19 protein-coding genes, 7 tRNA genes and 3 pseudogenes are annotated in these 18,887 nt (G+C 39.6%); 23 read left to right on the forward strand and 6 right to left on the reverse strand.

Annotated elements, in window-relative coordinates; genetic code table 11:
- Positions 1–8: 8 nt before the first annotated feature.
- From rsbV to VP472_RS02520, 5 genes are all read left to right on the forward strand, one after another.
- Complete coding sequence (rsbV, locus tag VP472_RS02500; RefSeq protein ID WP_003156176.1) at positions 9–338, forward strand: anti-sigma factor antagonist RsbV; 330 nt, start codon at positions 9–11, stop codon at positions 336–338.
- On the forward strand, positions 335–817 hold the full coding sequence (gene rsbW / locus VP472_RS02505) for an anti-sigma B factor RsbW (RefSeq protein ID WP_003156173.1): 483 nt from the start codon (positions 335–337) through the stop codon (positions 815–817). Before rsbV ends, rsbW begins: the two co-directional genes overlap by 4 nt.
- Positions 783–1,571, forward strand: a complete 789-nt coding sequence (gene sigB, locus VP472_RS02510; protein ID WP_003156171.1) for an RNA polymerase sigma factor SigB — start codon at positions 783–785, stop codon at positions 1,569–1,571. Before rsbW ends, sigB begins: the two co-directional genes overlap by 35 nt.
- Positions 1,571–2,173 (forward strand): phosphoserine phosphatase RsbX, encoded by a 603-nt coding sequence (locus tag VP472_RS02515; RefSeq protein WP_146276154.1) that lies wholly within the window; start codon positions 1,571–1,573, stop codon positions 2,171–2,173. The genes sigB and VP472_RS02515 overlap by 1 nt, the downstream gene beginning before the upstream one ends.
- 72 nt (positions 2,174–2,245) lie before the next feature.
- Positions 2,246–4,405 carry a Tex family protein gene (locus tag VP472_RS02520; RefSeq protein ID WP_146276156.1) on the forward strand — a complete coding sequence of 720 codons (2,160 nt, stop codon included), beginning with the start codon at positions 2,246–2,248 and terminating at the stop codon, positions 4,403–4,405.
- 9 nt (positions 4,406–4,414) lie between these two features.
- Here VP472_RS02520 and cmpA read toward each other — a convergent pair whose 3' ends face one another.
- A complete protein-coding gene (gene cmpA, locus VP472_RS02525) occupies positions 4,415–4,528 on the reverse strand; it encodes a cortex morphogenetic protein CmpA (protein WP_003156164.1) in 114 nt (37 codons plus the stop codon).
- Between the two features lie 99 nt (positions 4,529–4,627).
- Here cmpA and VP472_RS02530 point away from each other — a divergent pair, with 99 nt between their 5' ends.
- The 8 genes from VP472_RS02530 to VP472_RS02565 all read left to right on the forward strand — a co-directional run bounded on the left by VP472_RS02530 (position 4,628) and on the right by VP472_RS02565 (position 5,910).
- Positions 4,628–5,077, forward strand: coding sequence for a SprT family protein (locus tag VP472_RS02530; protein WP_015416877.1), 450 nt, complete (start codon positions 4,628–4,630; stop codon positions 5,075–5,077).
- Positions 5,078–5,212: 135 nt separating this feature from the next.
- Positions 5,213–5,287 (forward strand) — tRNA-Asn (locus VP472_RS02535).
- 4 nt (positions 5,288–5,291) lie between these two features.
- Positions 5,292–5,382, forward strand: a tRNA-Ser gene (locus VP472_RS02540).
- Positions 5,383–5,401: 19 nt separating this feature from the next.
- Positions 5,402–5,476, forward strand: a tRNA-Glu gene (locus VP472_RS02545).
- Positions 5,477–5,487: 11 nt separating this feature from the next.
- Positions 5,488–5,562 (forward strand) — tRNA-Gln (locus tag VP472_RS02550).
- Positions 5,563–5,595: 33 nt separating this feature from the next.
- Positions 5,596–5,671: transfer RNA gene (locus VP472_RS02555), tRNA-Lys, on the forward strand.
- A gap of 8 nt (positions 5,672–5,679) precedes the next feature.
- Positions 5,680–5,761, forward strand: a tRNA-Leu gene (locus VP472_RS02560).
- A gap of 65 nt (positions 5,762–5,826) precedes the next feature.
- Positions 5,827–5,910: transfer RNA gene (locus VP472_RS02565), tRNA-Leu, on the forward strand.
- 495 nt (positions 5,911–6,405) lie between these two features.
- On the opposite strand, the gene VP472_RS02570 is transcribed toward VP472_RS02565, so the two are convergent.
- Positions 6,406–6,855, reverse strand: a complete 450-nt coding sequence (locus VP472_RS02570; RefSeq protein ID WP_077721839.1) for a hypothetical protein — start codon at positions 6,853–6,855, stop codon at positions 6,406–6,408.
- Positions 6,856–7,540: 685 nt separating this feature from the next.
- On the opposite strand from VP472_RS02570, the pseudogene VP472_RS02575 reads away from it, so the two are divergent.
- From VP472_RS02575 to VP472_RS02595, 5 genes and pseudogenes are all read left to right on the forward strand, one after another.
- Positions 7,541–7,695, forward strand: a pseudogene (locus tag VP472_RS02575) (tetratricopeptide repeat protein); the annotation flags it as partial.
- Positions 7,652–7,779, forward strand: a pseudogene (locus VP472_RS02580) (hypothetical protein). The pseudogenes VP472_RS02575 and VP472_RS02580, both read left to right, overlap by 44 nt.
- A gap of 210 nt (positions 7,780–7,989) precedes the next feature.
- On the forward strand, positions 7,990–8,793 hold the full coding sequence (locus VP472_RS02585; RefSeq protein WP_146276158.1) for an alpha/beta fold hydrolase: 804 nt from the start codon (positions 7,990–7,992) through the stop codon (positions 8,791–8,793).
- Between the two features lie 626 nt (positions 8,794–9,419).
- Positions 9,420–9,786 (forward strand): annotated as a pseudogene (locus VP472_RS20050) (BCCT family transporter); the annotation flags it as partial.
- A 38-nt stretch (positions 9,787–9,824) separates the two neighbouring features.
- The gene (locus VP472_RS02595) at positions 9,825–11,228 is read left to right on the forward strand and encodes an MFS transporter (protein WP_146276160.1); all 1,404 of its coding nucleotides are present in this window, start codon (positions 9,825–9,827) and stop codon (positions 11,226–11,228) included.
- Between the two features lie 560 nt (positions 11,229–11,788).
- Here VP472_RS02595 and VP472_RS02600 read toward each other — a convergent pair.
- The gene (locus tag VP472_RS02600; protein ID WP_071181551.1) at positions 11,789–12,736 is read right to left on the reverse strand and encodes an alpha/beta hydrolase; all 948 of its coding nucleotides are present in this window, start codon (positions 12,734–12,736) and stop codon (positions 11,789–11,791) included.
- Between the two features lie 90 nt (positions 12,737–12,826).
- The gene (locus VP472_RS02605; protein ID WP_070081408.1) at positions 12,827–13,246 is read right to left on the reverse strand and encodes an organic hydroperoxide resistance protein; all 420 of its coding nucleotides are present in this window, start codon (positions 13,244–13,246) and stop codon (positions 12,827–12,829) included.
- Between the two features lie 341 nt (positions 13,247–13,587).
- Between VP472_RS02605 and VP472_RS02610 the strand changes: the two genes are divergently transcribed.
- Both VP472_RS02610 and VP472_RS02615 read left to right on the forward strand, forming a co-directional pair.
- Positions 13,588–14,025: a MarR family winged helix-turn-helix transcriptional regulator gene (locus VP472_RS02610; protein ID WP_003156155.1), complete on the forward strand. Its 438-nt coding sequence runs from the start codon at positions 13,588–13,590 to the stop codon at positions 14,023–14,025.
- A gap of 198 nt (positions 14,026–14,223) precedes the next feature.
- Entirely contained in the window at positions 14,224–14,352 is a 129-nt protein-coding gene (locus VP472_RS02615; protein WP_404799126.1) for a hypothetical protein, read from the forward strand.
- Positions 14,353–14,511: 159 nt separating this feature from the next.
- Here VP472_RS02615 and VP472_RS02620 read toward each other — a convergent pair whose 3' ends face one another.
- Entirely contained in the window at positions 14,512–14,955 is a 444-nt protein-coding gene (locus VP472_RS02620; RefSeq protein ID WP_146276162.1) for an Rrf2 family transcriptional regulator, read from the reverse strand.
- 198 nt (positions 14,956–15,153) lie between these two features.
- On the opposite strand from VP472_RS02620, the gene VP472_RS02625 reads away from it, so the two are divergent.
- Together VP472_RS02625 and cspC are read left to right on the forward strand one after the other, a co-directional pair.
- The gene (locus tag VP472_RS02625) at positions 15,154–15,792 is read left to right on the forward strand and encodes an NAD(P)-dependent oxidoreductase (RefSeq protein ID WP_101562752.1); all 639 of its coding nucleotides are present in this window, start codon (positions 15,154–15,156) and stop codon (positions 15,790–15,792) included.
- A 558-nt stretch (positions 15,793–16,350) separates the two neighbouring features.
- Complete coding sequence (gene cspC, locus VP472_RS02630; protein ID WP_003156143.1) at positions 16,351–16,554, forward strand: cold shock protein CspC; 204 nt, start codon at positions 16,351–16,353, stop codon at positions 16,552–16,554.
- Positions 16,555–17,153: 599 nt separating this feature from the next.
- Here cspC and VP472_RS02635 read toward each other — a convergent pair.
- Positions 17,154–17,615, reverse strand: coding sequence for a CarD family transcriptional regulator (locus tag VP472_RS02635; protein WP_060563139.1), 462 nt, complete (start codon positions 17,613–17,615; stop codon positions 17,154–17,156).
- A 542-nt stretch (positions 17,616–18,157) separates the two neighbouring features.
- On the opposite strand from VP472_RS02635, the gene VP472_RS02640 reads away from it, so the two are divergent.
- On the forward strand, positions 18,158–18,838 hold the full coding sequence (locus tag VP472_RS02640) for an aspartate/glutamate racemase family protein (RefSeq protein ID WP_146276164.1): 681 nt from the start codon (positions 18,158–18,160) through the stop codon (positions 18,836–18,838).
- Positions 18,839–18,887: the final 49 nt, after the last annotated feature.

Here is an 18,887-nt window from a genome sequence, read left to right on the forward strand (position 1 = left end):
GTGATACGATGAATTTAACGGTAGATATGAAGGAGAATCTTTCAGATATACAAATCAATATCGCTGGAGAAATCGATGTATACTCAGCTCCGGTGGTTCGTGAAAAGCTGATGCCCCTGGCAAACGAGGGGAAGGACATGAGAATCTGCTTAAAAGATGTAAATTATATGGACAGTACGGGTTTAGGCGTTTTTGTAGGCGTGTTTAAAACGGTGAGCAAGGAAGGCGGCTCTCTGAAGCTTGAGAATCTTTCCGACCGGCTCGTCCGTCTGTTTGAAATTACGGGGCTTAAGGACATCATCGACATTTCGGCAAAGTCAGAAGGTGGCGTGCAATGAGTACATCAGTTGATTATATAGAGATGAAAATTCCGGCCGAACCGGAATATGTAGGAATCGTCAGGCTTACGTTATCAGGGGTCGCAAGCAGAATGGGCTATACCTATGATGACATTGAAGATTTGAAAATCGCTGTCAGCGAAGCTTGTACAAACGCTGTCCAGCATGCATACAAAGATGAAAATAAGGGAGAAGTATCCGTGCGGTTCGGTGTGTTTGAGGATCGGCTGGAGGTCATTGTCGCCGATCAGGGAGACAGCTTTGATTTTGATCAGAAGCAGCAGGATCTCGGGCCGTACACACCTTCGCACACAGTCGATCAATTGTCAGAAGGAGGGCTCGGTCTGTATTTAATGGAAACGCTCATGGATGAAGTCAAAGTTCAAAGCAACTCTGGCGTAACCGTGGCGATGACAAAGTATTTAAATGGGGAGCGAGTTGATCATGGCACAACCATCAAAAACTACGAAACTAACTAAAGATGAAGTTGATCGGCTCATACGCGACTTTCAAACACATGATAATAAAGAAGCCCAGGAAACACTCGTCGAGGTGTATACCAATCTCGTCGAAATGCTGGCAAAGAAATATTCAAAAGGAAAAAGCTTTCACGAAGACCTCCGCCAGGTCGGGATGATCGGACTTCTCGGAGCCATTAAACGGTATGATCCCGAGGTCGGCAAATCCTTTGAAGCATTTGCGATTCCGACCATCATCGGCGAGATCAAACGCTTCCTCAGGGATAAAACATGGAGCGTACACGTCCCGAGACGGATTAAAGAACTCGGGCCGCGCATTAAAATGGCGGTGGATCAGCTGACGACAGAGACGCAGCGGTCGCCGAAAGTCGAAGAAATCGCAGCCTTTCTCGATGTGTCAGAAGAGGAAGTGCTTGAAACGATGGAGATGGGAAAAAGCTATCAGGCGCTTTCTGTCGATCACAGCATCGAAGCGGATGCGGACGGAAGCACCGTCACGATTTTAGATATCGTCGGGTCGCAGGAGGAAGGATACGAACGCGTCAACCAGCAGATGATGATCAAAAGCGTGCTTCATGTGCTGTCCGACCGCGAAAAACAGATTATCGATCTAACATTTGTGCAAAATAAAAGCCAAAAAGAAACAGGGGACATTCTCGGAATATCTCAAATGCACGTCTCGCGCCTGCAGCGGAAAGCGGTGAAAAAACTGAGAGAGGCCTTGATTGGAGATCCCTCCATGGAGCTAATGTAATGATTCAGGTTGAAGAAAATGAACATGTTCAAACTCTCGTATACCAATTAAATAAAGAAGGCAAGTCCATATGCGGCGACAGCTTTTTTATGAAGGCGAATGAAGAAGAATTAGTTTGCGCGGTAGCGGACGGTCTCGGCAGCGGATCTCTTGCCAACGAATCCTCGTCAGCCATTAAAGACATCGTGGAAACGTATGCGAATGAGGATGTGGAAAGCATCATTGAGCGCTGCAATCAAGCGATGAAAAACAAAAGAGGGGCGACTGCCTCCATCTTAAAAATCAATTTCATCAAAAGGGAATTGACATACTGCTCGATCGGCAACGTCCGTTTCTTCCTGCACTCCCCATCAGGCGAAGTCTTTCATCCGCTGCCGATTTCGGGTTACCTCTCAGGCAAACCGCAAAGATACAAAACGTATACGTCATCATACGAAAAAGGGGCGACATTCATCATCTACACGGATGGGCTTGAGGTTCCGCATATCCGCACCTGCTTAAAGCAGGGACACTCAATAGAAGAAATATCAAAATCACTTCATCCGTACACAACATCCAGACGTGATGATTTGACCTATATTCTCGGGCAGCTTTTATCGTAAGGCTGCTTTTTTTATGTTCCGCCGTTTTTTGATACACTAGAGAAAGAAAGAAGAGATGGAGGCTTTTGTGATATGGAAACGTTAGCCCTTTTGAAAAAACAAATTGCTGAAGAAACAGCGTTATCCCAAAAACATGTCGAAAGTGTCATCCGCCTGCTGGAAGACGGCAATACCGTCCCGTTTATTGCGCGGTACCGAAAAGAGCAGACCGGCTCAATGGACGAGGTGCAGATTCAGGCAATCTCCGAGCGGTGGCAATACATACAAAACCTGACGCAGCGGAAAGAGGAAGTCATCAGATTGATCTCTGAGCAGGACAAGCTGACGGACGGGCTGAAGCAAAAAATCGAGCAAGCGGTGAAGCTTCAGGAAGTCGAGGATTTATACCGCCCCTTCAAACAAAAACGGAAAACAAAAGCCACCGTCGCCAAAAGCAAAGGCCTTGAACCGCTTGCGGACTATATTCTTTCTCTCCCGAAAGAAGACCGCCTTCACGACGTCGCTGATCAATATATCAGTGCAGAAAAAGAAGTCGCTTCAAGAGAGGAAGCCATTGAAGGCGCGAAGCACATCATAGCCGAACAAATCTCGGATGATCCTCATTTCAGAAAGTGGATCCGCCAGGAAACGTATAAAAAAGGAATTCTCACTTCCGCGGCAGGCAAGTCAGCCGCAGATGACGAGAAAAACGTCTATGAAATGTACTACGAGTACGAAGAGCCGATCCAAAAGGTCGTTCCTCACAGAGTGCTTGCGATGAACCGCGGTGAAAAAGAAGGCATTTTAAAGATTGCGATCGAACCGCCCGCCGATCAGATAAAAGCTTATTTAGAAAAGCAAATCATCAAACACCGTGAAACACCTGTGAAAGAAACGCTGAAAGAAGCCATTGAGGACAGTTACAAGCGCCTGATCCAGCCGGCTATTGAGCGTGACATCCGCAAAGAGCTGTCAGAAAAAGCAGACGCCCAGGCGATCCATATTTTCGCTGAAAACCTGCGTAAGCTCCTGCTGCAGCCGCCGATGAAGGGAAAAGTCGTGCTCGGCGTCGATCCGGCCTTCCGTACGGGGTGCAAACTGGCAGTCGTTGATGAGACGGGAAAAGTGCTGAAAATCGACGTCATTTACCCGCACGCTCCCGTAAAAAAGACAGCGGAAGCCCGGAAAAAAATCAAAGAATTGCTGGACCGGTACGAAGTCGAGGTTGTGGCGATCGGAAACGGCACGGCATCACGGGAGACAGAGCAATTCGTCGTTGATGTGCTGAAAGAAACAGAGCGGGACATTTATTATGTCATCGTCAATGAGGCCGGAGCAAGCGTGTATTCCGCATCAGAAATCGCCCGTGAGGAATTTCCGGATTTTCAGGTCGAAGAGCGCAGCGCCGTCTCCATCGCGCGGAGATTGCAGGACCCGCTGGCCGAGCTTGTGAAAATTGATCCTAAATCCGTCGGTGTCGGGCAATACCAGCATGATGTCAGCCAAAAGCATTTAAACGAATCTCTCCGTTTTGTCGTAGAGACCGTCGTCAACCAAGTCGGGGTGAATGTCAATACAGCATCAGCCGCGCTGCTTCAATATGTAGCCGGGTTATCCAAAACCGTTGCCGGCAATATCGTTAAAAAAAGGGAAGAGCTCGGAAAATTTACAAACCGCAAAGAGCTGAAAGAAATCCCGCGTCTCGGCGCAAAAACATATGAACAGTGCATCGGCTTTTTGAGAGTGCCCGGAGGACGGGAGCCGCTCGACCGCACCGGAATACACCCGGAAAGCTATAAAGAGACAAAGGCGCTGCTCAAAAAACTGCAGCTCACTGCGGATCAGATCGGAAGCGCGGACGCAAAAGAGAAAATAAGCGCATTGCCGCTTTCTGAAACGGCTGAAGAGCTCGGTATAGGGGAGATTACGCTTGCGGATATTTGCGGGCAGCTGACAAGGCCGGAGCGAGATCCCCGTGACGAAGTGCCGAAGCCTTTGCTGAAAAAAGACGTTCTGCAGCTTGAGGATTTAAAGGAAGGAATGGAATTGCAGGGCACCGTCCGCAACGTTGTGGACTTCGGCGCTTTCGTTGATATCGGCGTCAAGCAGGACGGGCTTGTGCACATCTCAAAACTGAGTAATCAATTCGTCAAACATCCTCTCGACGTCGTATCGGTCGGAGACATCGTCACCGTATGGGTCGAAGGGGTGGACGTGCAAAAAGGCAGAGTGTCGCTGTCTATGGTAAAATAAAAGCACTGCTTACGAGCAGTGTTTTTTTCTGTAGAAATACCAGCACTGGTTCAGCAGTTTGATTTGGTAATTGTCCTTTTCTAAAAACGCTTTTTGCATTTGTTTCATCAGCCAATTCGGCATGGCTCATTCCTCCTCAGCTTTTAGTTAGAGGTCGGTTTTAACACATTGTATGCGAACGGTGAATTGTCCCGTTCAATGTTTTTAAAGCGGGGTGCACATATGGATAACGAACAACTTCAAAAGCTGACGGAAGACATCTCTGCACAGGATTTCGGAAAGCCGTTCCGTCACCGGGCCTTTTTCAATGACCGGCTGAAAACGACAGGCGGCCGCTACATGCTGTCTTCCCATAACATCGAATTAAACCGCAAATATCTTCTCGAACACGGGCGGAGCGAGCTGATAGGCATCATCAAGCACGAGCTGTGCCATTACCATCTTCATCTTGAGGGAAAAGGGTACAAGCACAGAGACAAAGACTTCAGAGACCTGCTTCAGAAAGTCGGAGCGCCAAGATTCTGCACGCCGCTGCAAACCAAAAAGACACAAAAGAAAACATATATGTATAGATGCGAGGCTTGCGGCCAACAGTATATAAAGAAGCGGGCAATGAACCCGGAAAGATATGCCTGCGGAAAATGCAGAGGAAAAATCAAAAGAATTTTTTGAAAAGGCTTGACTCATCTCAATGATCTGTGTTAAATTATAAAAGTCGTTGAGAGACAACGATACTTTCTCAAAAAAATAAATGTTGCTTATTGACACAATATGTCGCATCATTTATAATGAAGAAAGTCTGATTATTCCACAGTAGCTCAGTGGTAGAGCTATCGGCTGTTAACCGATCGGTCGCAGGTTCGAATCCTGCCTGTGGAGCCATTATGGAGAAGTACTCAAGTGGCTGAAGAGGCGCCCCTGCTAAGGGTGTAGGTCGCGTAAGCGGCGCGAGGGTTCAAATCCCTCCTTCTCCGCCAGATAAGTTCTCAACCAGACGGCCCGTTGGTCAAGCGGTTAAGACACCGCCCTTTCACGGCGGTAACACGGGTTCGAATCCCGTACGGGTCACCATTTACCTTCGTTGGGCTATAGCCAAGCGGTAAGGCAACGGACTTTGACTCCGTCATGCGTTGGTTCGAATCCAGCTAGCCCAGCCATTTTATTTAAAATTTTTGAATCACTTTTAGAGCGAGCCATTAGCTCAGTTGGTAGAGCATCTGACTTTTAATCAGAGGGTCGAAGGTTCGAGTCCTTCATGGCTCACCACTTGTCACGCGGGTGTGGCGGAATTGGCAGACGCGCTAGACTTAGGATCTAGTGTCTTACGACGTGGGGGTTCGAGTCCCTTCACCCGCACTTTCTTTTCAAAGTGCTGATCATCACTAGCTTATATGCTTAGTGGAAAGACAGCTTCATAGCACGCGGTCGTGGCGGAATGGCAGACGCGCTAGGTTGAGGGCCTAGTGGGTGAATAACCCGTGGAGGTTCAAGTCCTCTCGGCCGCATCAATGATACCAAGGATAATAGAGATCCTTGGTATTTTTTTGTTTGTAGAAAATTTGTCTGTTACTGCCCACTTACTTATAGTCAGTCACCTAGTTTGATGCCCTTCGTTTTTTATTTTACTTATCTTGGTGAGTGGTCAAGGTTTCTTTACTCCCATTTACTGTCCAGAAAATATGAAAAAACATCAAAAAAGGTGTAAATAATGATAATGAGCGCTGTATAACCCTTAAATATAGGACATGATAATATTTCATAAGGCTGAGGGGAAAAGAGCAAGAAAAGCAGGAGCAGAAAATTGGAGAAAAGTAATTACTAATCGGTTTGATTTGCATCATATAGGATTTAATACAAAAACCTTTTATTTCTGGAAAAAGAGAAGATGAAAAACCTGGAGTGAATTTATCTCCAAAGTATAGAAAGTAAGGAATCTTTTAAAAAACTAAAAAATGATGAAATTACGGAAAGGTAATGAGTGATTACCTTTCCGTAATTCGTTAATTATTTCTTTGGGCAATTTTATATTTCATCTTAACACTGCCACCTTGAGCCGTTGGTGAAGCTGTAAATGTGTAATTGTATGTCCAACCAAACCAACCATTTTTAACCTCGGCAGAAATGTTGCCTTGCTTGCCTGGTGCGATGGTTCTTGAGACTTTTCCATCAATTGATATTTTTATGTCATTACTTCCGTTATTTGAAATCCAGAAGTTTACTTGTGCTCCGTCATTCTCATCTAATTCGAACTCCCGACTCCAGCTTGATTGATCAACAGAGCCCTCTGAAACCTCCTTGTCTAGAGCTTTGAATACCCCACTTGTAACTGCATAATTTTTCGGCGATACACTTGTAGTCGACTCCGCAAAAGCAGGTATAGTACAAGTTCCAACAATTACACCAGCTATCAGAGTCGATGTTACTCCTTTGAAAATGGATTTAAGATTCACGATCAAGCACTCCTTTTAATTTCATTTATTACACATACATATTCGCATGCACAATACAAATAATACCATGTAAAATAATTACAGTAAACGTTCTTTTGGATAATAATGTTTGTAACTCAACTTTTGTACCCCAAACATCCCAAATCAGACAAGTAAACCTTGATATAGCTAGGTAAGTGGAAATTGCGATCTTCTTATTGAGGCACTGCTACTAGCAAAGATTTTCCGATACCCGCAAAACGCAAAAACTATCGCACCTAGTGGGCGAGACTGCATTACTTCTCTTGTTAGTGGTTTCTTAGGTCTTAGCTGAAATTACAAATTTAAAGGTAATATTTTCAGTGATTTTTGAAAATAGGTGGAAATGAAGATAAAGAATGCTTTATTTATAAGGTTTATGTAATACTTGATACGTTTTCATTAGGTTGAGGGCCCAGCGGGTGAATAACCCGTGAAGGTTCAAGTCCTCTCGGCCGCATCTCAATAATACCAAGGGTAATAGAGAGATCCTTGGTATTTTTTTGCGCTTATTTTTAAATGATCTACTGCCCACTTACCTAAAGTAAGTCATCTGCAGTAGACATCGCACAAATATTTTCATCATTTATAGTTAGCTACTAATGCCTCAAACTCCAATTTGCAAAAGTAGAGAAAGTGCTGCTAAGCATGGAAGAAAACCAAGACTTCTAGGAGAATGTTTGCTGATGTTGAAGATTTTTCGATTGAAGTCACTGATTATCTCATAAACGAGGAAATTTAATGCTCTCTACGAAAATTAAAAAAGGGGAGATGATTGATGAAAATCAGCCGGGTTCTATTGGCTGCAGTGATTTTAGGTAGTGTATTTTCAATCACTTATTTCAAAGTGATCAAAATACTCAAAGTATCTGGACAATACTTTGCTTGGTTCTTATTTGTCGATAGTCGCCGTGACGAAAGCACTAAACAACATATTAAAGAGATTCTTTTAATGTGACGGACACATATGACAGTTTGCGATTGTCAAAATTCAATGTATTACCCTTGTTCAACTTACCAAGTTCAGTTAAAAGTTTGTTAAAATTGTGATAAATGCATGAAAGGATTAAATGTTCATATCGAAACATTAGGATTACAGGGAAGGGGAACAAATACATGTCGATTTACCATAAAGTAATTGGAGATGGATATCCGATCGTTATGTTGCATGGTTGGACACTTGACCATCAGGTGATGTTACATGCAATGGAACCGTTATTCGAGAAACGAAGCGGTTGGAAGAGAATATACATAGACTTACCAGGTATGGGACATTCTAAGCCACAACCGTCTATTCAGAACTCTGATGATGTTTTAGAAGCGATATTGCGTCTTTTGGACGAGATTATTCCTGATCAACAGTTTATTGTTTGTGGTAATTCATATGGAGGGTACATTGCCAGAGGTATCGTTCGTTCACGTAAGGAAACAGTTCGTGGATTACTGCTGATGGCACCATTAACTATACCCGAATTCGATGAAAGGGTAGTACCGCAGAAGACTGTTCTAAAAAGAGACAGCGACTTGATATCACATTTGTCTTCAGAGGAGGCTGATGAATTTTGCTCTATGGGGATTGTGCAAGGTAAAACTGAATGGGAGAGGTTCCGGGATGAAATTTTATTTCCATCTAAACAAACAAATTATGAATTCGTAAACAACATTCGTCAAAATGGATATGGGTTTACCTTCGATATTTCATCTAAACTTGAGTATCCCACGCTAATTATCACAGGGCGTCAGGACAATGTAGTCGGATACCATGATGCGTGGCGGCTACTCGAAGATTACCCAAGGGCAACTTTTGCAGTACTTGATATGGCTGGTCACAACCTGCAAATCGAACAAACCGATGTATTTAATTCATTGGTTCACAACTGGTTAAACAGACTTGAGTCGGAAAATTTTCGGTTGGTATAACTTTCCATAAGTATAAGTTTACTGTTGCAATTACCAATTAGTTAAACAATAATTAAGATAAGCAATATTGGGGTTTCCTGAAATTTTAGTAATTATTAGTCTTTATTGTCATTGGGGATCATTTAATCATTGAACAAAAATAAAACCATTATTTCATACCCGGTGCTACTTATTTCTGTTGTAGTCTGCATACTGATTAATAGGTAAGAAAAGTCGAAAAGGTATACGAAATTCGTCATACAAATTAAAGTTTTGAATGAAAGAGCAGGATTACTCCTGCTCTTTTTCTTTCTAATTGGGCTAGATTAAACGCAGACGGTTATTCCTTGGGAAAAACAAAAAAAATTTCTTCTATCCATTGACTAGCTTAGCTTTAGCCGGGTTTCTATCACCCTGTTGGGCTTGTCAGATTTTAAAAAGGTATGCTACGTTTATAGTGTTTTGTTTCACCTGATTGTGGGGTAATAAAGATAGAATCAGTAAATAATTCTTAGGAACGACCTCAATCTTATAATAAACATATTGGAAGACGTAATGGAAGATCTAAAATAAAGGTTTAGGATACTTTGAAGAAATAAAAGTTTTTTTTCGATTGTGATCATATTCACAATAGAGCTGTATGAAGGGGAATCATTTCTCCAAATAGTCTGCAGAAAATACCAACCGCAGCCCGAGGATATGTCACTAACCGTTTTGGCTGGTATTATCTGTTGGCTGTTTCTCTTTTTGTTGCTTCTTGTATTATTTTTAGTCCAATCGGCAAAAATAAGTTAAGGAAACCAGCGAAAACACTGAATTTCAGCCTTCTTTCCTGGTTTACAATGTTATTTGGCGCTGATATGGATATTAGTCTAGTCTTTTAAGGTACAGTTGAACCAATCAGCCAATATGCCGTTAGCTCTCCATCAGGTGAAACAGAAACCCCCAGACTTTTAGAGAAGCATTACGCTATACATTCTGGGACTGCATGCTCGGACCGTTTACGCGCTTGTATAATGTGGATTTGATAATTAAGGAGTCGATATTATTAAATGAAGTTTAACAAGAAAAAAATTAACGTTGTAGACATTCAAAAAGCGAAGAAAAGCGTGTTTGCTACAGGGATAGGAAACGCGATGGAATGGTTTGATTTTGCTTTATATTCTTATTTGGCAGTTATTATTAGTAAAAACTTTTTCAGTCCAGTTCAAAACGATGAATTAAAGTTAATATTTACTTTTGCTACATTTGCAATTGCCTTCTTACTTAGACCGGTAGGCGGAATTATTTTTGGTAAAATGGGTGATAAATTTGGTCGGAAAATAGTATTAACAATTACTATTTTAATGATGGCTTTATCTACTTTAATAATTGGTGTGCTTCCTACCTATGATCAGATTGGTGTATGGGCCCCTATATTATTACTCTTAGCTCGTATTCTGCAAGGTTTTTCTGTGGGTGGAGAGTACGCTGGGGCAATGGTATATATCGCAGAATCTTCTCCAGATAATAAACGTATAAGGTTAGGCAGCGGTTTAGAAATCGGCACATTATCTGGTTATATAGTAGCTTCTGTTTTAGTTACAGTACTTTTCTGGACTTTATCTGATGTTCAAATGAATAGTTGGGGATGGAGAATTCCTTTCTTCTTAAGTATTCCAATAGGATTATTTGGTTTATATTTGAGAAGTCATTTAGATGAATCACCAATCTTTGAAAATGACCTCTCTGAAAACCAAGAACAACAACCAGGTTTATTAGAAGTCATTAAAACATATAAAAAAGATATCTTTTTATGTATCGTATTTGTGGCATTTTTCAATATAACCAATTACCTATTGTTAGGGTATATGCCTTCTTATTTAGATGAGAACCTTGGTATAAGTGATAATATAAGTACACCGGTTACAGCAATTGTATTGATTATTATGGTACCGTTCGCTTTAACTTTTGGTAAACTGGGAGATAAATTAGGAAATAAAAAAGTTATAGCAATTGGATTAGTATTAGGAATTGTATTTTCGATTATCTCTTTCCAATTTCTTAATATGGGGAATATAACTTTCTTATTTATAGGACTTTTAATGTTAGGTATTGTATTATCTGTATACGAAGGTACTATGCCAGGATCTTTACCTACGTTGTTCCATACTGACATTAGATATCGTACATTATCCTGGACATTCAACTTATCAGTTTCTATTTTTGGCGGAACAACACCTTTAGTTGCTTCTTGGTTAACCCATGTGACAAGAAACAATTTGGCGCCGGGTTTCTATTTATTGGCAGTCAGTTTAATTGGCTTAATAGTTGTGTTAACCTTATTTAAAGATACTTCAGGTAAATCTTTAAAAGGTTCTTACCCAACAGTTGCTTCTAAAGCTGAATTTCAAGAAGCTGTTGAAAATCCAAAAGATTCCCTGTGGTGGAAAATGGAACAAACAGAAAAGGAATGAAAAAAACATCCATTTAATTGAACGACTACTCGAAATACAGACTCAGAATAAGCTGGGATTATCCGAGCAGCAATGACTGCAGCTCTTTTATATTCTGGAGGGCTCACTGCTTTGCAAAAGCAGCGTTGCTATTCTCGATCGTCATTATTTTATTGGTTGTGTCCTAATAATAAAACATTGACGCAAGAACGAAGAGAAATTAAAAGGTCCGGGCAATACAGCAAAATAAGAAGCTTTGTTATGCCAGTTCTTCTCCCGAAGGAGAGCTGGCTTTTTATTTTCTATATGGGGTCCAAAGCAGAAAACGAGAACTTGTACGCTAACTAATCAACAAAGGTTTTTTGGATATGAAGAGGGTGAAGTGGTGAAAAAATGGAGTTTGTTGTGGAGTTAGCTTTTCAATTAGGGGGACATCTCAACAACAAAATAATAACCAGCCCGATTAAAAAGCTCATCAAAAGTTCCATTATTCCAATATACGATCCACTCAATTATTTGAGTGGATCTGTTTGTTTTTTATTTATTTGCAGCAGTCTCTATGTGACGAAACAATAGATGGATTAAAACCCTTTACGCAGCCAGGTTGCGGCGAGATCAATTGCTCCGCGCGCAGCTTCAGTTTTAGCTAAGGCGTTGAGCATCACGAAATCGTGAATGATACCTTGGAAACGTACGGCGGTGACCGGAACACCAGCTTCACGAAGTTTATTGGCATATGCTTCTCCCTCGTCACGAAGTACATCAGCTTCAGCTGTGATAATCAATGCAGGTGGAAGCCCTTGAAGCTGCTCAGCAGTTGCACGCAGAGGTGATGCTGTAATCTCAGCACGCTCATTCGAATTGGTTGTGTACTGATCCCAAAACCACATCATCGCATCCTTGCGCAAAAAGTATCCCGTAGCAAACTGCTGATAGGATTCCGTATCGAAAGAAGCGTCTGTTACCGGATAGAAAAGTAATTGTTGCCGGATATTCAAGTCACCTCGTGCTTTGGCCATTAGCGTGACAGCAGCAGTCATATTGCCTCCAACACTATCACCTGCAATTGTTAGACTCTCGGGAATCATGCCGTTCTCACGGCCATTTTCAGCTGCCCACTTCACTACTGCATAGATTTCTTCAATGGCTGTCGGATATTTTGCTTCTGGAGATAAGGTGTAATTTGGAAAGACAATAGCAGCTTGTGCTCCAACTGCTAGCTCACGGATGAGCCGATCATGTGTATGCTCATTACCAAATACCCAGCCGGCCCCATGAATGTACACGATGACAGGAAGGTGCGCAGGTGCATTCTGCGGGCGCATTATTCTTACTGATACCTGTCCGCTCGGTCCTCCTGAAATCATAATATCTTCAATATCAACTGGCAGTTTATCAATTGGGTCAGATTGAACCTCATCTACAGCTTCTCGTCCTTTCTCAGGTCCAAGGTCGAATAGATAGGGTGGGTTCGCGGTTGCTTCTGCAAATTCTTGAGCTGCTTTTTCTAATTGTACTTTCTTTAACATCAATCTCACTCCTTATTTGAAGGTTGGTCACCTATATGTTTTAATCAAAATTTTTTATTCCATTACCTATTGATCTTGGCAACTTTCGTCTTATATTGCTGTTGTAATGATTTGTACATCAATATTTCCGCGAGTAGCTTTAGAATATGGACATACTTGATGAGCTGCATGTGTTAATTCTTCCGCTTGCTCTTGAGATACCCCTTGAATTTCCACCTCCAGAACAACTCCGATTTTATAACCATTATCACTTTCATCTTTTAATAAACTTACTTTACCGGTAACAGCTGATTCGATTTTTAATCGTTGTCTCTGGGCTGCTAAATGAAGAGCACTGTCATAACAAGCTGAATAGCCTGCCGCAAATAATTGTTCTGGATTTGTAGCCGTGGATACTTGATTTCGTTTTGGCATAGCTAAATCCAAATCAATAATAAGATCATTAGATGTTACATGACCTTCTCTTCCGCCTTTTGTTGTAGCTTCTGCTGTAAAATATACTGTCATCATCAAACACTCCTATAAATTAAATTTAACACAATTGAATTTTAATCAATATAACAAGCGTTGTCAATTAAATTTTTGAAAATTAAATTGTTCTCAATTGAAATTCGCAATTAAAATCCTCTAAATGATTGATTAGACTAAAATAAAGAACAGTTTTCGGCAGTTTAAAGTTAGTGTACATAATAACCATATTGAGAAAAAAGGAGATCATATTATTGGTGATAGATTCTTTCTGATTTTGCATAAGTTATGATTAATTAAATTGTTAGTCATTCAATTTTACTTAATTTAATTCTTATGCTATTATCTGTAGTAATGAATATAAATATTGTGAGGGATTTAACATGAAGAATGATAAATTACTGTTAAGTAATCATCTATGTTTTGCGATTTATGCAGCTTCCCGTGAAATGATAAAGTTATACCATCCTCTCTTAAAAGAATTAGGAATTACGTATCCACAGTATTTGGTTCTTCTTGTTTTATGGGAGAAGGAAAAAATATCTGTTAAAGGTTTAGGCGAAGAATTATATCTGGACTCCGGAACATTAACTCCAGTTTTAAAACGACTTGAGGAGCGAGGTCTTATTATAAGAGAGCGTTCAAAAGAGGATGAACGAAGTGTAATTATTACGTTAACAACTGAAGGGAATGAGTTTAAAGAAAAAGTCACAATGATCCCTAATGCAGTATTTGATAAAACCGGTTGTAATGAAGAAGAAATTAAAAGTTATAACAAGGAAATTCGTAATTTACTTCACATGCTGACAACTGAGCAATAGTTTTGTGAATATAGATGGTGGCCCAGCGGGTGATAACCTGCGGAGGTTCAAGTCCTCTCGGCCGATCCCAATGACACCAAGGGTTTTGACACCTTTGGTATTTTTTGTTTATAGACTTACTATAGTAGGTCGTATGATTTGTCAGTCACCTTCATCCTTCTGCTGACTGCGTGCGGCGGTAGTAAATAGGATAATGCAATTAATGAAGTGATTAAGCAGGAGAAGAAAGTCAGAAAAGAAATGCGAGCAGATTCTGATGAGTACAAGAGAGATAACACCATAATTCGTGTATATGATGACGGGCAGTATATTCAGCTTGCGTTTTAGCAGCCAGAAGAAAGTTCTCGCAAGCTTACTGCTTAAAAAGCCATTTTTTCAATCAAAAAATCAATATCAATTCGGGGCTGGATTCAATATGATCCAGTCCCTTTTTGTTTTATTGATTTTTCTTATCACCAGTCTGATAAAAGATTTTCTGTGAATCATTTAACAATTATTGGCTGATATTTCTTTTTCGATAATATCCTTTACCACATCCTCAATTGTTATATGTCCAAGAGCTTTTTCCAAGGCAGATTGGGCGAGTTCAAATATTGGACCAATTGTACTTTGAATGTTCCGGCCTACAGGACATTGAGGATTGGGGTTTTCATGTATACTAAACAATTCTTTATCTTGAACAACATTAACTGCTCTATAAACATCAAGTAAGGTGATTTCAGTTAAATCCTTCGCTAATTCAGCTCCTGCAATACCTGGCCGTACATTTACTAAACCTGCTTTTTTCAGCATCCCCATAATTTTTCTTATTAAGGCGGGATTTGTATTTACACTTCCAGCTAAAAATTCAGAAGTGCTAATTCCGTCTTCATTTATTTCAATAAGAGCCAATATATGAATTCCTACAGCAAAACGGCTGCTAATAGACATGATTTCTTCACCATCCTAATTACTTAACACTCTTTATAGTACACTTGTAACTGAATGTATTACAAGTTTATTTTACTCTAATATGCTCAATTAACAAAATGATAAAAGTATTGACAAATAAATAAGGTGTAACTAAAATTATTACATGTAATCAATATGGTTACATTTAAAATTTTGAATGATTAGGAGGACTTTAAATTGAAAATTGGAATCATTGGTGCAACCGGAAAAGCTGGAAGTCTTATCTTGAAAGAAGCGGTAAGCAGGGGACATGAAGTAACTGCAATTGTAAGAGATGCTGCAAAACTTAAAGAGGAAAAGATCTCAATCATTGAAAAAAATATAATTGATCTTACATCGGATGATCTAAAAAAGTTAGATGTAGTAGTTAATGCCTTCGGAGCTCCATTAGGAGAAGAACAGGCACATGTAGATGCTGGCCGGGCATTAATTAGGGCATTAAAAGGAATGGGTACAAGAGCCGTAATTGTAGGCGGAGCAGGGAGTCTTTATGTAGACGAAAATAAAACTGTCAGTGTAATGGATACACCTGATTTCCCGGAGATTTTTATTCCAACAGCTAAAGGGCAAGGTCGTAACTTGCAAGAGCTAAAGGAGACTTCTGATATTAACTGGACATTTATCAGTCCTTCAGCGGTATTTGACCCAGACGGGAAAAGAACTGGGTTTTATCAGTCAGGAAAAGATCATCTTCTTGTGAATTCGAAAGGCGAAAGTTATATCAGCTATGCAGACTATGCAATTGCAGTATTGGATGAAATAGAAAATCCAAAACATATAAATGAACGCTTTACAGTTGTGGGAGAAGCTGAATAAGTTACTGAGTAGAAACAAAGGGTGCCATTAGCGTCATTGCTAATGGCATTTTCCTTTTAAGAATGTACGGAGACATTGAAAACTTTGCAATCAGAGTAGCTGATTATTTTTATGAAAAAGGGGATTTATCATGTTCCAATGAATATTATCGAGCTGATGACAGAGCAGGTGCTTAGTGAGTTGGATCAAAAAAATACGTATAAATAGCTCTGACTAAAACCTTTGCGGGTTAGTTAGAGCTTTTGTAAACCCACTCGTTTTCATGAGTGGGCTTTTTAAAAATACACCTCTCAACATGATATTTATTAAGTACGGTAAGGGGTCCGTCAAAACTTCTAAATTACAAATGAAGGTTCTCACTAAAAAACCTGCCGCACGTTTAACAAATAAAACATGAATGAACATATTATTAATTTGCAGTTATTTCCGTTTCGTGCTATGATAAAGGAGAATTATTTTTGTTCGTGTAAAGGATAGTATGAATATCGACTTTTCGTCTTGATGATACTTTGGGCAAGGATAGTAATACAATGTGTAATACACTAGGAGGCAACAAAAATGGAACAAGGTACAGTTAAATGGTTTAATGCAGAAAAAGGTTTTGGATTTATCGAACGTGAAAATGGAGACGATGTATTCGTACACTTTTCTGCAATCCAAAGTGACGGATTCAAATCTTTAGACGAAGGTCAAAAAGTAACGTTTGACGTTGAGCAAGGTGCTCGTGGAGCTCAAGCTGCTAACGTTCAAAAAACTGCTTAATCTTCAATCGTTTATACAAACAGGCTCTTTATATAGGGCCTGTTTTTTTATGTTCTCTGTATCATACTGAATAAAAAACCCTACTCAACGTTCGAGTAGGGACAGATGCTACAAGGTAAGAAAAAGGTTTAAAACCTCAAAGGATTGTTTACAGTATAACATACCGGATTGACGATATGTGGAATATATAAATGATTTGTTTTTATGTTCTCAAGATAACTGTATGTTATTCTTTGTTACGATTCGCATATCTCTTTTATGAAAAGAAGATAAACAACTGCTATTCACTGTCGCAAGAGATGTAAGGAATTCTTAAAGATAAAGAGGGGAGTGGTTGTTTTTTCTTCCGGAAATAATCACTTAGACCTAAAACAATGAAAGCCCTGCCTCTCTTCCATCCTTACGGCTCCTTGTCCGTGCCAGTGTGAATCAGGATTACAAAAATCAAGTGACTATTTCATCGAGAATTCAAGTGTTCGTTGAAGAAAAAATAAAACAGATTAGATTGAGGAGTAATAAAAGCGGTTAATGTTTAAAAAGTAAGTTGAAGAAGTTGAACGTCTAATCGTAATATTCTGAAAAAATATCTATCGTTAACCTTAACAGAAACTTTTTATTTGTTTTTCAGTGATTCCTTTAATGACTTCCAGTTCACTAATCAAAAATTCATATGCATTATCCAACATTTTTTTTTCGCTTGAATTAAGTGCTTTTTCTTTCTTCATTCGCATTAAATCACGTACAACTTCAGCACCTTCTTGTATTTCACCCGTTTTTATTTTGTTCGTGTTTACTATATACCTTTGTTTCCACGGCAGTAACCTATCTGATTCTCCATGCTGAAAAATGTGTATAATGTGTTTTAATGCACGTATATCAGTAACTGGCCGTATATTTGAACTCGATATTTTACGCGTTGGAATCATAACTGTCATATTACTGATTGACATTCTTATGACATAATACTGTTGTTTTTCCTCTAAGAATTGTTTTTCTTCTATGGCTTCAATTGTACCTGCTCCGTGCATTGGATAAACAATGTTATCGCCAATTTGAAACATATATAATCCACCTCCATATATGGGAACTTAACTTAAGGTTACCATATATGGAGTGAGATATCAAATTTTTAATAATAACATGATCGTTTATTTGTGTCAATAACTTTTTTAAAAAAAACAACATCAAAACAAGAGGGAACCTGCGGGATTCCTAAAAAAGGAAAGGCCAATTGGTCGGGGTATATCTTGGAATCTCGACTAATTAACAGAGATCAGTTTTTCGTTGAAAATGAGTTATTAAATATCCATTAGGAGTTCATGACTTGACATCAATGACACGTTTACTAATCTATATGGGCACAATTTAATCACCGATTTTTAACCATCATTCATGAAAACATAGTAATGAAAACAAGCTTTCATAACCTTAGTGTATCTGCCATTCTTCTGCGTGCGGCGGAATTAGATATGATAATTCGATTAATGAAATGATAAAATAGGAGAAGAAAGCCAGAAAAGAAATGAGTGCAGATTCAGATGAGAAACACAAGAATAACTCATCATGATCGTATTCGTACACATTTTTACAGAGGAGGACAATTATGATTGGAATACTGGCAGGCATGGGACCAAAATCTACTGGGCCATTTGTAGATAAAGTAGTAGACGAGTGCCAAAAAATATATGGAGCAATACATGACATGGATTTTCCTCATATGATGATTTATTCCTGTCCGACACCTTTCTACATGAATAAACCTCTCAATCATACGGACATGGAAAAGGCAATTATTAAGGGTGCTGTAAAGCTTGAAAAAACGGGTGTTGATTTTATTGCCATCCCATGTAACACCGCACATCTCTATTTTAATCAAATAAAAAAATCGATTTCAGTCCCTTTACTAAACATGATTGATGAAACCATAAAAAAAATACCTAAAGGCTCAAAAAAAGCGGCTCTTTTAGCCACCGTTCCTACGGTTCAATCCGGAATATTTCAAGAAGCCTTAAACAGAGAAGGTTATGATTTTTTACATCAAGATAGTTGGCAAATCTATGTCAATCAAATAATAGAAAAGATTAAACAAGGTCAAATCGATGAGGCTGGTACATTATATGATGAATTACACCATAACTTAGCAGAAAAGGCTGATACGGTTATCATTGCATGTACGGATTTAAATATGGTTACGGATCAAAAAAGAAGCAGGCTTACCTTTGTTGATTCATCAGCCTGTCTCGCTCAAGCCATTGTAAATAAGTATGTATCATTAACAAAATAAGTCATCTGATTTATCAGCAAATTCAGGGCGCTTTTTTCCTTTAAAGCGC

The sequence above is a fragment of the Bacillus sp. MT(2024) genome (assembly GCF_036362845.1).
GTDB lineage: Bacteria > Bacillota > Bacilli > Bacillales > Bacillaceae > Bacillus > Bacillus velezensis.